Raw genomic sequence first — 13389 nt, 5'->3', positions numbered from 1 at the left:
ACCCTCAAATCCAAACAGTCATGTTTACAGCGTTTATTAATAGTTAATGCATTAATCTAACTTAGCACCCGAAGCCTTAGCAACTGCTGCCCAACGTTTGATATCTGCATTCACAAACTTTCCAAAGGCATCGCCAGTCAAATTAGGTGTATCAGATCCATTATTCGTCCAAATAGTTTTCAACTCTGGTGTATTGATTGCTTTTTGCACTTCAGTAATCATCTTGTCGATGATCGGTTGAGGGGTGCCCTTAGGGGCAAATAAACCATACCAAGTAGAAACTTCATAACCCACTAAACCCGCCTCTGCAGCAGTAGGTACATTCGGAAATCCGGGTGCACGTTTTTGTGATGCCACAGCTAAAGCCACGATAGTCCCGTTCTTAATTTGAGCAGCAGATGAGCCCAACCCATCAAACTCCACATCAACCTGTCCAGCAATTAGATCTTGCATTGCTGGGCCAGCACCACGATATGGAATATGGGTAATAAAGGTTTTAGTCAACATCTTGAACTGTTCACCAGCCAGGTGATGCGATGAGCCATTACCCGCGCTAGCGTAATTAAATTTACCTGGGTTCTTTTTCAAGAGGGCAATAAATTCTTTCAAGTCTTTGACTTGAACATTCTTAGGGTTCACCACAATGACTTGAGGAGGATTAGCAACCATCGCTACAGGAACGAAGCTTTTCTCAATGTCGTAATCTAAGTTTGGATACATTGCTGGGGCAATTGCATGGTGCGCAGCGCCCATAAAGAATGTGTATCCATCTGGAGCTGCTTTAGCAGCAATTGAAGCTCCTAGGGTACCGCCAGCACCACCACGGTTATCAATAATAATTTGTTTACCTAGCTGCTTGGTTAATTGCGCAGCTAAAGGCCTTGCAAATGCATCGGTTCCACCGCCTGCAGGAAATGGCACGATAAAGGTAATAGGCTTATTGGGCCATTCTTGTGCCATGACCGCCAAAGGTGCGGCGCAAATTAAAAACAAGACCTTCTTCATCAAACCTGTAAATCGAGATTGCTTCTGCATTTTTTGTCTCCTCCACGTGCCATTTTTTGGCTTTGTTATGTACTACCTCAATACTCTAATGATTGATTCCTATACCTCTAGTCTAAGGCGCCATCAATTTTCCAACTGCTTTTGAATACACAATCTCGCCATTAGCAAAGCGTTCATGATTTTCTTCCACATTCCCTAGATCATAGAGATAATTCACCATCAGACAAGCGGATTGACGTAAACCCTTACGAGATAGGTCTGATGCCCAATTGATTTGATGCAACTTGGCACCATTTCCCAGGTGAAACTTGGCAACCGGATTCCCATTACGACCCGCGGATCCCATGCCCAAGTAAATACTTGCTAGCGTCAGTAAGGCGGTTTTTTCTTTTTCACTCGCATTATCCGGATGCCAACCAGAGCTCAAACGCTCAGGCCAGGAACGCGTAGTGAGTCCGATAGCTTCTAAGGCATGCTCTCGAGCCAAGCGTAACGCAGGCTTCAGCTGCACCCCTACAGTTTCACCACCAAGATCTGCGCCTGCAGCAATCCAATCGATAAAACCAGGAATCGGTGAAAGAGTTACAAAAGTCTTTAAGCTCGGAAACTCTGCATGCAACTGTTCGGCAACCCGCTTGATCAAGAAGTTTCCCATAGAGACTCCACGCAATCCGGGTTCACAGTTACTAATAGAATAAAAAGCGGCCACTTTATATTGAGAGGTCAGATGCACTGTCTCTGCTTTTTTATCTACCAGCGGAGTAATGACCGCAGGAATCTCCGGTAATAGCGCTACCTCAACAAAGATTAAGGGTTCATTCGGTAATTGTGGGTGGAAAAAAGCAAAGCACCTCCGATCAGGCTGCAAGCGGCGGCGCAGGTCATCCCAGCCATCGATCGCGTGAACGGCCTCATGCTGAATCAACTTCTCTAATACCTCTGCGGGAGACTTCCAATCAACCCGGTGCATCTTTAAAAACCCTGGGTTAAACCATGAAGACAGAAGATGACGCAGATCAAAGTCCACCGCAATTAACTCAGGCTGCTTTTCTAGTATTTGCAAAAGATCACGCCGCATAGATACCAATGCGGCAGTTCCATTAGTCGCCCGATTTAAACGACGAAATAATTCTTGTCTAGGTGGCTCGGTAACGCGTTGCAACTTAATATAGTTTCGGGCATTACCTTCAGCAGCAAAATTTTGTGCAGCCGTCATCACTGCAGCGGGATCAGGATTTAACTTCTCGAATAAAAATGTGAAGAACTTTCCATGCTGATCCTTGGAGAGCTTGCGATAATTGTTAATCACGTCCTCAGCCATGCTCACAGCATTGGATTCCCCGCGCTCAGAAATAAGGCGGTTTACCGCCCCAGTAACGCGGGAAAAATATCGGGCTTTGGCTAACTTTTCAAGCATGTGGTTCTCTTAAGAATGGCTATCGGCAAAATGGCGTTAGTTCAATGTAGCGCCAGCGCCCCTCTAAAATCAATTAATTAAAACTGGAATCATTAACCTAAAGTTAATAGATATTAGACGAATATAGTCTAGATTAGCTATTTTTGCGATGCAGCATACGAGCAAGGTTTTTATTAGCACACCCTTAATAAATAAAGAGAAAACAATTCCTGACTCTGAAGAAGGAAGGATTTCTACCCTAATAAGGGTGACTTCCTCGCTCAGCAGCGGTCTTATATCGCTTTTGTTTTCGAGAATGTCATCAGGTAAATTCCTAGCAAAATCATCGGGACACATAACCACTGCCCCATCGATAAGCCAAGTCCCAATAAGCCTAGGAAAGCATCAGGCTCGCGGGCATATTCTGTTAAGAAGCGGCAAACTCCATAACCAAGTAAGAAGAGGCCGGATACTCGGCCTAAGTGACGTGGCTTGCTGGAGTAAATCCATAAGATGATGCCAAGCAAAATACCTTCGGCAAGCATTTGATAGATTTGAGATGGATGACGCGGGATACTATCCACCAAGGGAAATACTGTTGCCCATGGCAAATCAGTTGGTCTACCCCATAACTCCCCATTAATAAAATTTCCTAAGCGTCCAAAAGCCAAGCCAAAAGGAACTAAGGGGGCAACTAAATCACTGACTACCAAAAATGTAGTGTGCCGTTTTTTTGCAAACCAATAAAGCGCTAGCAGTACCCCTAGCAAGCCGCCATGAAAGGACATACCGCCTTCCCATATTTTAAAAATACTCAAGGGGTGTGACAAATAATAGTCGGGCATATAAAACAAGGTATAGCCAATGCGCCCTCCAAGAACGACACCTAAGACACCAGCAAAAAGTAAATCCTCAAGATCTTTAAAAGTCCAACCTAAGTTCTGATAGCGTGGCGTACGAATGCGGATACGTCCCAATAATAAGAACTGAGCAAAGGCCATGAGATACATCAAGCCGTACCAATGAATTGCAAATGACCCTATACGTATCGCAGCAGGATCAAACTGGGGATGTATCAACATTGCAATTAACTTTTAGATTGGTCGAAGTTAAAAAGCTCATGACCTAACTCTCGATACGCTTTATAGCGCTCACGCCCCGCTAAACGCTCTGCTTCATTCACAGTGACCACTTCAACAATTCTGGGGAAGCGCGCTACTAAACCCGGTACATCTTCTGGCATTCGCATACCTAGATGAATCATGACATCAGCATGTGGGACTTGGTTTAGGGCAGGAGAAGCAAAATCGTCTGTTAAAAGAATGGGGGTGTCTACTGCGGCCTCATCATCAATAAAGCAATGGGGCAAAAAATCAGTGCTGCTAAAAGTCCACAGCAATTCATCTAACTTTTTTAGATCAGCCTGCTCGCCCACCATGACGATATTACGAACTGGCTGACCTTCAGGAGTGGCACTCCAAATTTTACGCGTTAAACGACAAGCGTATTCCAGCTTGTCGTTTACGTTACTATGAAAATCGATGCGAGCCATCTAGCCTGGAGCTGCTTACTTTTGCTCAAGCAAGAAGTTTACTAGCAGCGGCACTGGACGACCGGTAGATCCTTTGGCGACACCACTCTTCCAAGCTGTACCAGCGATATCCAAGTGAGCCCACTTATATTTCTCAGTAAAGCGCGACAGGAAACAAGCGGCAGTCACACTGCCTGCTGGGCGCCCACCAATATTGGCAACATCAGCAAAGTTTGATTTCAGCTGCTCATGGTACGCAGCATCTAAAGGCAAGCGCCAGACAGTGTCTAAAGATGCTTTTCCAGCTTTACTTAAAGCATCTACTAAACCTTCATCTTCTGAAAACAAACCGCTATGCACATGACCCAAGGCAATCACACATGCACCTGTTAAGGTGGCAATATCAATTACTGCCTTCGGTTTGAAGCGCTCGACATACGTTAACGCATCACACAAAATCAAACGACCTTCCGCATCGGTATTCAGGATCTCAATCGTTTGTCCAGACATGCTCTTCACAATATCGCCCGGACGAGTTGCCTGACCAGAGGGCATGTTTTCACAAGTGGGAACCACACCAATGACATTTTTCTTTAATTTCATCAGCCCAATCGAATACATTGTTCCAATAACCGAGGCGGCGCCGCACATATCGTATTTCATCTCATCCATCGCCTCACCCGGTTTTAGTGAAATACCACCAGTATCGAAAGTGATGCCTTTACCCACTAAGACAATCGGTGCTTCGCCCACTTTTCCACCTAGATGGCGCATCACAATAAATTGGGGCGGCGTTTCCGAGCCATTGGCTACCGATAAAAAAGATCCCATGCCCAGGGCTTCTATTTGCTTGCGCCCAAGCACTTCGACCTTTAAGCCTACTTTTTTACTTAAACTTTGTGCAGTCTTTCCTAGATAAGTTGGATTACAAACGTTGGCAGGAAGATTGCCAAGATCTTTTGCGAGGTTCATCCCCTCAACGATGGCACTACCTTGCTCAACAGCCGCCTTCAGCTCCTTAGCGCAGGCGGTATTACCTGCAAAGACCAATTGCTTAAGGCTATCTGCTGTATCTTTTGCTTTAAATTTCATAGCTGGCTGACGCACACCAAATCGATATGCTTGATCACCTGCATACTGAATAGTGAGGCGCACTTCTTCGGCCATCAAGTCCACTTTGTGCGCAATTGCAAAACTAGGAACAAACCAAAGCGCACTTTCAATAGATCCGCCGCTTAATGCTTTCAAGCCTGCGCGCGCTACTTTAGAAAAGCTTGTCAGACTGCGTTCACTCGCAAGCTGTAAATCTCCCAAGCTCAGCAATAAAACGCGCTTTGCTTTCACTCCATTGGACGCCCAAGATTTTTCTGAACGCAATACGCAAACTGATGCTTGCTTAGAGTCTAGATCACCAATGGAATGTGCATGACTGACTGAGCCACCTAGTAGCTGATCCAACTCAGTCAGCAGGCCGGATTTAGTCTTAGCTACTTTAGCGCCGCCAAAGCTCTCGAAATCCGCCATGGAGTAAGCCAAAACCAAACAGTCAGAAGTCTGATTCAACAGGCTTTTGAGGCTCATTTTCTGGAGTTTTGCGCTTTGAAGGTCAGCTTGAGGGAAAATCTTGGTACTAAATTGAATTGTCATAATGTATTACGGTATTTTTAAAGCGATTCAAGGGAGTAAAAGGTTGTTTATCCATTATCCTCCGACATGAGATGCCCTCCCTTTATATGCAGCAATATAAGCCATTTACGCCTGACTAATAACCCTACTAATCTAAATAAATAGCTTCTTATGATTTTTAACCAAGCCCTGCGCCGAGAACTCAGTTTTACGACTGGCGGCGTCTTTTTGGTCTTGGTAACCATTATGGTGACCACCTTGGTCATTCGAATTTTGGGCTATGCAGCAAACGGCACCGTCAATCCGGAAGATGCGATCGTTTTAATTGCATTGGCCACATTGGGATATTTAGCGGTTTTACTAACCGTCTCCTTATTCGTGGCAACACTGATTGTGTTGGTGCGCTGGTACAAAGATTCTGAAATGATCGTTTGGTTTGCCAGTGGTCTAAGCGTGACCAATTTAATTCGTCCTATTTTGCAATTCGCAACGCCACTCATCATCGTCATTGCCCTATTGGCACTTTTTGTCTGGCCATGGGCTAACCGCGAGTCCACCCTCATAAGCCAACGCTTCCAACAACGCGATGACGTTTCTATGGTGAGCTCTGGCCAATTTAAAGAATCTGCCAGAGCTGAACGCGTCTTTTTCATTGAAGAATTAGATGTTGATAAAAGCGAAGTTAAAAATATCTTTGTGGCTGACTCCAAAAACGGTCGCCTGAGTGTTGCCGTTGCTTCAAGTGGCTATATTCAGAACTCTGAAGGCGGTGCAAAATCTATCGTTCTTCATAGTGGCCGCCGTTATGAAGGGCTACCCACCCAGCCTGATTTCAGAATCCTGGAATTTGCTGAATACACTACTAAGATCCATGGCAAAGATGTGTTAGCCCCGCCACCTCGAGATCGAGAAAAATCGATTACTGAATTGCTAGACAAATCCAAACCAGAGCTTATCAATGCTAATCTCGCAGAATTGCTATGGCGCATCGGTTTACCACTCATGGCCTTAGGACTGGTTCTGATCGCCATTCCCTTGGCCTACGTAAATCCAAGGCTGGGTAGTTACACTGCGATGTTTTACGCTGTGCTCATCTACTTAATCTATAGCAACCTACTAAACCTCACCCAAAACTTTGTCTCTAAGGGTAAGGTGAGTATGTTGACCGGCATCTGGCCGATTCATCTATTGGCACTCTTGATTGCCTTCGTCTTAATCCGCAATCGCATTAACCCTTCTGTAAGGTGGTGGCGACGTCAGTTGCCCGCCAGATTTGCAAGCAAATGAAATTGCTCTTTCCTTATATCTATGAGCGTTATTTAGCCAAACAAATTTATGCTGCATTTGGTTTTATTTTGTTTGCGCTGGTTGCCTTATTTTTGTTCTTTGATATTTTGAGTGAGTTGGGATCTGTCCAAGGTGGCTACACACTCACCTTAGCCTTATTACATGTTTTACTGAAAGCCCCAAGCCGTATCTCCGAAATTATTCCCATTGCCAGTCTGATTGGGAGTATTTATGTTTTTGCCATGTTAGCGAGTCAATCGGAGTTTACGATCTTGCGCATTGCAGGATTAGATGTAAAACGGGGCCTGCTCACACTAGGAAAAATCTCTATACCGCTAGTTGCGCTGACCCTCATCATGAGCGAATGGGTCGGCCCCTACACAGAGGCGAAGTCCGATCAAATTCGTATGAAAGCAATGGGCGCCGCATATACATCCCAATTTAAAACTGGTGTATGGGTTAAAGATCGTCTGCGAGATGACGATGGCAGTGGCCCTATCCGCCCTGGTGTTCGCTATGTGAACGTTGGCAAGGTAGATAAAGATAATGAGATTAGCAATATTCGAATGTATGAATTCGACGACGTTTATCGCCTACTCTCCATCAGAAGTGCTGCGTCTGGGCAGTTTGATGAATCTGGTACCTGGGTTCTCAATGACGTCATAGAGACTCGCTTTAGAGAAACCAAGCAAAGCGATCCACTGAACCCCGTTTTTTCTGCAAAGACCACCACATCCCCCATGCTGACCCTAGAGTCAGAAGTCACTCCACAAATTCTGAGTGTGCTACTGGTGAGTCCAGAGAAAATGTCTATCGTGAGCCTGGGTCGTTTCATTTCCCATCTTCGTGACAACAAGCAAGATGCACAGCGTCACTCCATCGCTTTTTGGAAAAAAGTAGTTTATCCATTTACGATTTTTGTGATGCTTGCTTTAGCACTCCCTTTTGCCTTTCTAAAAGTGCGCGCGGGAAGTGTCGGTATTAAGGTATTTGGTGGGATTATGTTGGGTATGAGCTTCCAGCTCTTTAACTCCTTATTCTCAAACATTGGGCTGCTTGGCTCTTGGCCAGCCTTTGTGACAGCCCTTACGCCGCCACTCCTCTACTTCCTGCTAGCGCTGATCGGCTTACGCTGGGTTTCTAAAGCTTAATACCTAAAATTCATTTAGAATTTGATTCCTATATCTCTGTAGATATATAGATAGGAATCCATATGAATCTTCATCAATTCCGCTTTGTGCGTGAAGCCGTAAGGCAAAACTTTAATCTGACCTCTGCTGCGAAGGCCTTATTCACTTCTCAGCCAGGCGTATCTAAAGCGATTATTGAGCTTGAAGATGAATTGGGTGTTGAAATCTTCCGCCGTCATGGCAAGCGTATTCGCTCACTCACTGAGCCGGGTAAACGCATCCTTCTTTCCATTGAACGCATTCTGGATGAAGTCGAAACACTGAAACGCGTTGGTAAAGATTTTGCCAGCCAAGATCAAGGTAACTTTGTTATAGCGACAACACATACCCAAGCGCGTTATGCGCTTCCAAAAGTACTTACTGAATTCACAAAGCGCTTTCCGAAGGTGCGCGTCAGCATTCAACAAGGCAATCCCGGACAAATTGCAGAGTTACTTACTCATGATCGGGCAGATATCGCCATTGCCACTGAAGGCATTGCTAATACCCCTGGAGTACTGGCGCTACCTGGCTATCAGTGGCAGCACGTGGTGATGGTTCCCTTGAGTCATCCACTTCTCAATCAAGCCAGCGTGACTTTAGAGGAAATTGCCAAGTACCCCATCATTACTTATGACAGAGCATTTGCTGGGCGCAGCAAAATTGATGCCGCATTTGCACAGCGCAACTTAAGTCCAGACATTATTCTGGAAGCAATTGATGCCGATGTGATTAAAACCTATGTAGAAACAGGCATGGGTATCGGCATCGTTGCAGGCCATGCCTATGACCCCGACAGAGACCGTAATCTCAAAGTGATTCAAGCGGGTCATCTGTTTGGCAATAATGTTACCCATCTTGGGGTGAAACAAGGTGCTTACCTACGCTCCTTTGTATACACCTTCATTGAACTCTTCTCACCAACGCTAACCAAGAAGATTGTTGAGCAGGCAATGTCCAACGAATCGGATTCTTACGAAATTTAAGTCAGTAAAAATACTCAGGGACTGAAGTGTCTTTTGAGTGGTGCCTCGGGGCGGACTCGAACCGCCACGCCTTGCGGCACCGGATTTTGAGTCCGGCACGTCTACCAATTCCATCACCGAGGCAGGTGTTTGCAGTGGAAATTCTGCTTACATTGATATTTTCTTACTGCTAAGACATGAGAGTGTAACAAAAAAAGCTTAGTAACTTCCTACCTTGGGGCTAGAAGCCCTTAAAATGAGGTCTTCTAGCCAAATTATTAAAAGGACTTACCCGTATGGCCGGCCACTCGAAATGGGCCAATATTCAGCACCGCAAAGGTCGTCAAGACGAAAAACGCGGCAAGATTTGGACCAAACTGATTAAAGAAATTACTGTTGCTGCCAAATTAGGTGGTGGAGATATTGCTACGAATCCCCGCTTGCGCTTAGCTATCGACAAAGCTAAAGACTCTAATATGCCCAATGACAACGTGCAACGCGCTATTCAGCGAGGCACTGGCTCGCTTGAAGGTGTGAACTATGAAGAGATCCGTTATGAAGGCTATGGCATGAATGGTGCCGCCATTATTGTGGACTGCCTCACTGATAACCGTACGCGTACCGTAGCAGAAGTTCGTCATGCTTTTAATAAGAATGGCGGCAATATGGGAGCTGAAGGTTCTGTTGCTTTCCTGTTCAAGCATTGTGGCCAAATGCTTTTTGCACCTGGCACAAGCGAAGATCAACTCATGGAAGTTGCATTAGATTCAGGCGCTGAAGATGTCATCACCCATGATGATGGCTCATTTGAGGTATTGACTCCCGTGCCAGATTTCACCAAAGTACAAGATGCTATTAGCAAAGCAGGAATGAAGGCGGAATTAGCTACTGTAGCAATGCGCCCTGAAACAGAAATTACACTCGAAGGTGATCAAGCAGAAAGCATGCAGAAACTTTTAGATGCTCTTGAAAACCTTGATGACGTTCAAGAAGTATTTACCAACGCAGCTCTTTAAACCCTGATTACTTCTTCTACTATGAAAATTCTTCTGATTGGATCTGGCGGTCGTGAGCATGCATTAGCCTGGAAGCTTGCTCAATCACCACAAGTGCAAACTGTCTTTGTCGCGCCTGGTAATGGCGGCACAGCTACTGCCAAGCAAGTTACTGCCGGAATTGAGAATCTGCCGATTACTGACTTACAAGATCTAGCGGATTTCGCTAAACGGGAGAAGATTCATCTGACCATTGTTGGTCCCGAAGCGCCATTAGCGGCTGGCATTGTGGATGTATTTCGTAATCATGGCCTGCGTATTTTTGGCCCAACGCAACTGGCTGCGCAACTAGAGTCCTCAAAAGACTTTTCCAAAGCATTTATGAAACGTCATGGTATTCCGACTGCGGACTACCAAACTTTCTCCAATGCTTTAGAGGCTCACGCCTATATTGATGACAAAGGCGCACCTATCGTGATTAAAGCCGATGGCCTTGCTGCAGGTAAAGGTGTTGTGGTTGCCATGACTCTAGAGGAAGCCCATGCTGCCGTTGACATGATGTTGGCAGATAACAAATTCGGTAATGCTGGTGCACGCGTGGTCATTGAAGAATTCCTGACCGGTGAAGAAGCCAGTTTTATTGTGCTGGTTGATGGAAAAAATGTTCTTGCCTTGGCAACCAGCCAAGACCACAAACGTTTGCTCGATGCAGATCAAGGTCCGAATACTGGCGGCATGGGCGCCTACTCCCCTGCCCCAGTAGTTACTCCAGAAATCCATGCCAGGGCATTACGTGAAGTCATCATGCCTACAGTCAGAGGAATGGAAGCTGATGGTATTCCTTACACAGGTTTCTTATATGCCGGTCTGATGATTTCACCAGATGGCAAGATTAAAACCTTGGAATTTAATTGCCGCATGGGCGACCCAGAAACTCAACCCATCATGGCACGCTTACGCAGTGATCTTGTGAATGCCCTTGATCACGCAGTAGATGGAAAACTGAACGAGGTAGAGCTTAGCTGGGACCGTCGTACCGCCTTAGGCGTCGTACTGGCTGCTCACAATTATCCCGATACCCCTCGCAATGGTGATGTGATTACTGGCATTCCGGCTGATACTGAAGATCAAATCACTTTCCACGCAGGTACTCAATTACAAGATGGCAAAGTAATAACCTCTGGCGGTCGTGTCATGTGTGTTGTTGGTCTTGCGGATACGGTTCGTGGCGCCCAACAAAAGGCTTACGAGTCAATTAGCAAAATTCAATTTGATGGCATGCAATATCGCAAAGATATCGGCTACCGTGCCATTAAATAAATTCCACTTAATAAAATAAAGTTATCCCTTGTCCATACAACCTACTCAAATCGCCCAAATTGATATAGCGGTCCTAAAGGATTATTTCTTAGGGCTGCAAGACCGCATCACTACCGCTATGAGTGCGCTTGATGGTAAAGCCTTTGTGGTTGATGAGTGGAGCAAACCGGAAGATAGCAAACTTAAAGGCTACGGTCGTACTTGCATACTCGATGGCGGGAATATTCTAGAAAAAGGTGGGGTAGGTTTTTCACATGTGCGTGGCGATCAGATGCCACCTTCAGCATCCCATCATCGTCCTGAAGTTGCAGGACGTAGTTTTGAGGCTATTGGTGTTTCCTTGGTATTCCATCCGAATAATCCCAAAGTTCCCACTACCCATATGAACGTGCGCTGCTTTATTGCACAAGCACCAGATAAAGAACCAGTCTGGTGGTTTGGTGGTGGCTTTGACCTCACTCCATATTACGGTGTAGATGAAGACTGTACCCATTTTCATCAAACTGCTAAAGATGCCTTAGATCCGTTTGGTGAGGAACTCTACCCCCGCTTTAAAAAATGGTGTGATGAGTATTTCTACCTCAAGCATCGTGAAGAGCCTCGCGGGATTGGTGGCGTATTCTTTGACGACTTTAATGAGCTGGGATTTGAGAAAAGCTTTGCTATGACTCGTGCTGTCGGTGACGCCTTTATTAATGCTTATCTGCCAATCGTGCAACGTCGCTATCAAGATGCTTTCACATCTGAAGAAAAATCATTCCAAGAATATCGTCGGGGCCGTTATGTTGAATACAACCTCATCTTTGATCGCGGCACTATTTTTGGCTTACATTCTGGTGGACGTACTGAATCGATCTTGATGTCTATGCCGCCAGTAGTGCAGTGGTGGTACAACTGGCAGCCTAAGCCAGGTACCCCTGAGGCTAAGTTATACGACCACTATCTCAAACCTCGTGATTGGTTAGCTTGAGCGCTCTAAAGAAAATTGGCATTTTAGGGGGGACCTTTGATCCACCCCATATCGGTCACTTAAGACTGGCGAGTCATTTTGCCAAAATATTGCACTTAGATGAACTACTTCTTATTCCTAGTGGCGAGCCATGGCAAAAAGGTTCCGCTATTACCCCAGCAGAAATTCGCTTTCAACTCACTGAGGCAGCGGGAATTGATTTAGCAAGGGCGCTTCTGTATCTTCAGATCCCCACCCAAGTGAGCATTGATCGTATCGAGATTGAACGCTCGGGGCCAAGCTATAGTATCGATACCGCCAAGACACTTAGAGAGCGTTTCGGTCCTCAAGCGAGTTTAATTTGGTTAACGGGTGCAGACTCCCTCATGCATCTTCCAAGTTGGAATTCTTGGCGCGATTTATTTCAATACATGAACTTTGCAGTGGCGAGTCGACCAAATTATGACTTGAACTCCGAGATGAGCCCTGAAATCAACGAATTACTAGCATCACATCAAATTCAAGAGCCACTTGCTCTTGAAAATACCCCGGCTGGCCTCATCTATATTGATGAGGGTTTGTCCGTCGACCTTTCCTCAACTGAGCTACGCATTCGCTTAAAAACATCCTCCCGGAGTGAAATTGCCTCCGAGCAAATTCCCTCACATACCCTACAAATCATTACTAATCTGGGCTTGTATCAGTAATCAAGCTAAGATCACCCTAAATACTAGAAAAGATTATCGAGAAACCATGGACTTACGTAAATTACAACGCGTCATCATTGATGCCCTGGAAGATGTTAAAGCGCAAGATATTCGTGTCTATGACACCACGAAACTCAGTGAACTATTTGATCGCGTGATCATTGCCACTGGATCAAGCAATCGTCAAACGCGCTCTCTTGCAATGTCTGTCAAAGAAGATGTCAACGCTAAAGGCGGTGAAGTCATTTCGATTGAAGGATTAGAAACCGGCGAATGGGTGTTGGTAGATTGCGGTGATGTCGTGGTTCACATCCTGCAACCCATGCTGCGCTCTTATTACCAATTAGAGGGCATGTGGGGTGCTAAGCCCGTACGCGTGAAATTGGCGGGTAGCAAAGGTCTCGTAAAAGCCAGCGATTCCGAAGACGACGAGTAAATT

At 45.5% G+C, this 13389-nt stretch carries 12 protein-coding genes, 1 tRNA gene and 1 pseudogene; 8 read left to right on the top strand and 6 right to left on the bottom strand.

All coding sequences use genetic code 11. The features are described 5' to 3' along the window. Positions 1-51: 51 nt before the first annotated feature. The 5 genes from ICN45_RS09500 to ICN45_RS09480 form a co-directional block, all read right to left on the bottom strand. Positions 52-1035, bottom strand: coding sequence for a Bug family tripartite tricarboxylate transporter substrate binding protein (locus tag ICN45_RS09500; RefSeq protein WP_216175416.1), 984 nt, complete (start codon positions 1033-1035; stop codon positions 52-54). Between the two features lie 82 nt (positions 1036-1117). Then, entirely contained in the window at positions 1118-2422 is a 1305-nt protein-coding gene (locus ICN45_RS09495) for a malonyl-CoA decarboxylase domain-containing protein (protein ID WP_216175415.1), read from the bottom strand. Between the two features lie 272 nt (positions 2423-2694). Next, positions 2695-3483: a prolipoprotein diacylglyceryl transferase gene (gene lgt, locus ICN45_RS09490; protein ID WP_216175414.1), complete on the bottom strand. Its 789-nt coding sequence runs from the start codon at positions 3481-3483 to the stop codon at positions 2695-2697. Positions 3484-3488: 5 nt separating this feature from the next. Next, positions 3489-3953: a DNA polymerase III subunit chi gene (locus ICN45_RS09485; protein WP_216175413.1), complete on the bottom strand. Its 465-nt coding sequence runs from the start codon at positions 3951-3953 to the stop codon at positions 3489-3491. 15 nt (positions 3954-3968) lie between these two features. Then, positions 3969-5579, bottom strand: coding sequence for a leucyl aminopeptidase (locus tag ICN45_RS09480; protein WP_216175412.1), 1611 nt, complete (start codon positions 5577-5579; stop codon positions 3969-3971). Positions 5580-5729: 150 nt separating this feature from the next. On the opposite strand from ICN45_RS09480, the gene lptF reads away from it, so the two are divergent. From lptF to ICN45_RS09465, 3 genes are all read left to right on the top strand, one after another. Next, positions 5730-6845, top strand: coding sequence for an LPS export ABC transporter permease LptF (gene lptF, locus ICN45_RS09475; protein ID WP_216175411.1), 1116 nt, complete (start codon positions 5730-5732; stop codon positions 6843-6845). Further along, the gene (gene lptG / locus ICN45_RS09470) at positions 6842-7996 is read left to right on the top strand and encodes an LPS export ABC transporter permease LptG (RefSeq protein ID WP_216175410.1); all 1155 of its coding nucleotides are present in this window, start codon (positions 6842-6844) and stop codon (positions 7994-7996) included. Before lptF ends, lptG begins: the two co-directional genes overlap by 4 nt. 62 nt (positions 7997-8058) lie before the next feature. Beyond that, on the top strand, positions 8059-9000 hold the full coding sequence (locus ICN45_RS09465; RefSeq protein ID WP_216175409.1) for a CysB family HTH-type transcriptional regulator: 942 nt from the start codon (positions 8059-8061) through the stop codon (positions 8998-9000). A 38-nt stretch (positions 9001-9038) separates the two neighbouring features. Here the strand turns inward: ICN45_RS09465 and ICN45_RS09460 are convergent. After that, positions 9039-9123: transfer RNA gene (locus tag ICN45_RS09460), tRNA-Leu, on the bottom strand. 152 nt (positions 9124-9275) lie between these two features. On the opposite strand from ICN45_RS09460, the gene ICN45_RS09455 reads away from it, so the two are divergent. The 5 genes and pseudogenes from ICN45_RS09455 to rsfS all read left to right on the top strand — a co-directional run. Continuing rightward, complete coding sequence (locus tag ICN45_RS09455) at positions 9276-9995, top strand: YebC/PmpR family DNA-binding transcriptional regulator (protein WP_216175408.1); 720 nt, start codon at positions 9276-9278, stop codon at positions 9993-9995. A 21-nt stretch (positions 9996-10016) separates the two neighbouring features. Then, positions 10017-11294 (top strand): phosphoribosylamine--glycine ligase, encoded by a 1278-nt coding sequence (purD, locus tag ICN45_RS09450; protein WP_216175407.1) that lies wholly within the window; start codon positions 10017-10019, stop codon positions 11292-11294. A 58-nt stretch (positions 11295-11352) separates the two neighbouring features. After that, complete coding sequence (gene hemF, locus ICN45_RS09445; protein WP_216175694.1) at positions 11353-12264, top strand: oxygen-dependent coproporphyrinogen oxidase; 912 nt, start codon at positions 11353-11355, stop codon at positions 12262-12264. After that, positions 12261-12950 (top strand): nicotinate-nucleotide adenylyltransferase, encoded by a 690-nt coding sequence (locus tag ICN45_RS09440; protein ID WP_216175406.1) that lies wholly within the window; start codon positions 12261-12263, stop codon positions 12948-12950. The genes hemF and ICN45_RS09440 overlap by 4 nt, the downstream gene beginning before the upstream one ends. A 46-nt stretch (positions 12951-12996) precedes the next feature. Beyond that, a pseudogene (rsfS, locus tag ICN45_RS09435) lies at positions 12997-13383 on the top strand (ribosome silencing factor); the annotation flags it as partial. Between the last annotated feature and the right edge of the window lie 6 nt (positions 13384-13389).

The sequence above is a fragment of the Polynucleobacter alcilacus genome, from assembly GCF_018881545.1.
Classification (GTDB): Bacteria; Pseudomonadota; Gammaproteobacteria; order Burkholderiales; family Burkholderiaceae; genus Polynucleobacter; species Polynucleobacter alcilacus.
This window is presented reverse-complemented; position numbering and strand designations above follow the sequence as displayed.

What these genes read in the sequence shown, in the direction of transcription:
- ICN45_RS09500 (WP_216175416.1), bottom strand. Translation starts at nt 1,035, where the DNA reads ATGCAGAAGCAATCTCGATTTACAGGTTTGATGAAGAAGGTCTTGTTT.
- ICN45_RS09495 (WP_216175415.1), bottom strand. Translation starts at nt 2,422, where the DNA reads ATGCTTGAAAAGTTAGCCAAAGCCCGATATTTTTCCCGCGTTACTGGG.
- lgt (WP_216175414.1), bottom strand. Translation starts at nt 3,483, where the DNA reads ATGTTGATACATCCCCAGTTTGATCCTGCTGCGATACGTATAGGGTCA.
- ICN45_RS09485 (WP_216175413.1), bottom strand. Translation starts at nt 3,953, where the DNA reads ATGGCTCGCATCGATTTTCATAGTAACGTAAACGACAAGCTGGAATAC.
- ICN45_RS09480 (WP_216175412.1), bottom strand. Translation starts at nt 5,579, where the DNA reads ATGACAATTCAATTTAGTACCAAGATTTTCCCTCAAGCTGACCTTCAA.
- lptF (WP_216175411.1), top strand. Translation starts at nt 5,730, where the DNA reads ATGATTTTTAACCAAGCCCTGCGCCGAGAACTCAGTTTTACGACTGGC.
- lptG (WP_216175410.1), top strand. Translation starts at nt 6,842, where the DNA reads ATGAAATTGCTCTTTCCTTATATCTATGAGCGTTATTTAGCCAAACAA.
- ICN45_RS09465 (WP_216175409.1), top strand. Translation starts at nt 8,059, where the DNA reads ATGAATCTTCATCAATTCCGCTTTGTGCGTGAAGCCGTAAGGCAAAAC.
- ICN45_RS09455 (WP_216175408.1), top strand. Translation starts at nt 9,276, where the DNA reads ATGGCCGGCCACTCGAAATGGGCCAATATTCAGCACCGCAAAGGTCGT.
- purD (WP_216175407.1), top strand. Translation starts at nt 10,017, where the DNA reads ATGAAAATTCTTCTGATTGGATCTGGCGGTCGTGAGCATGCATTAGCC.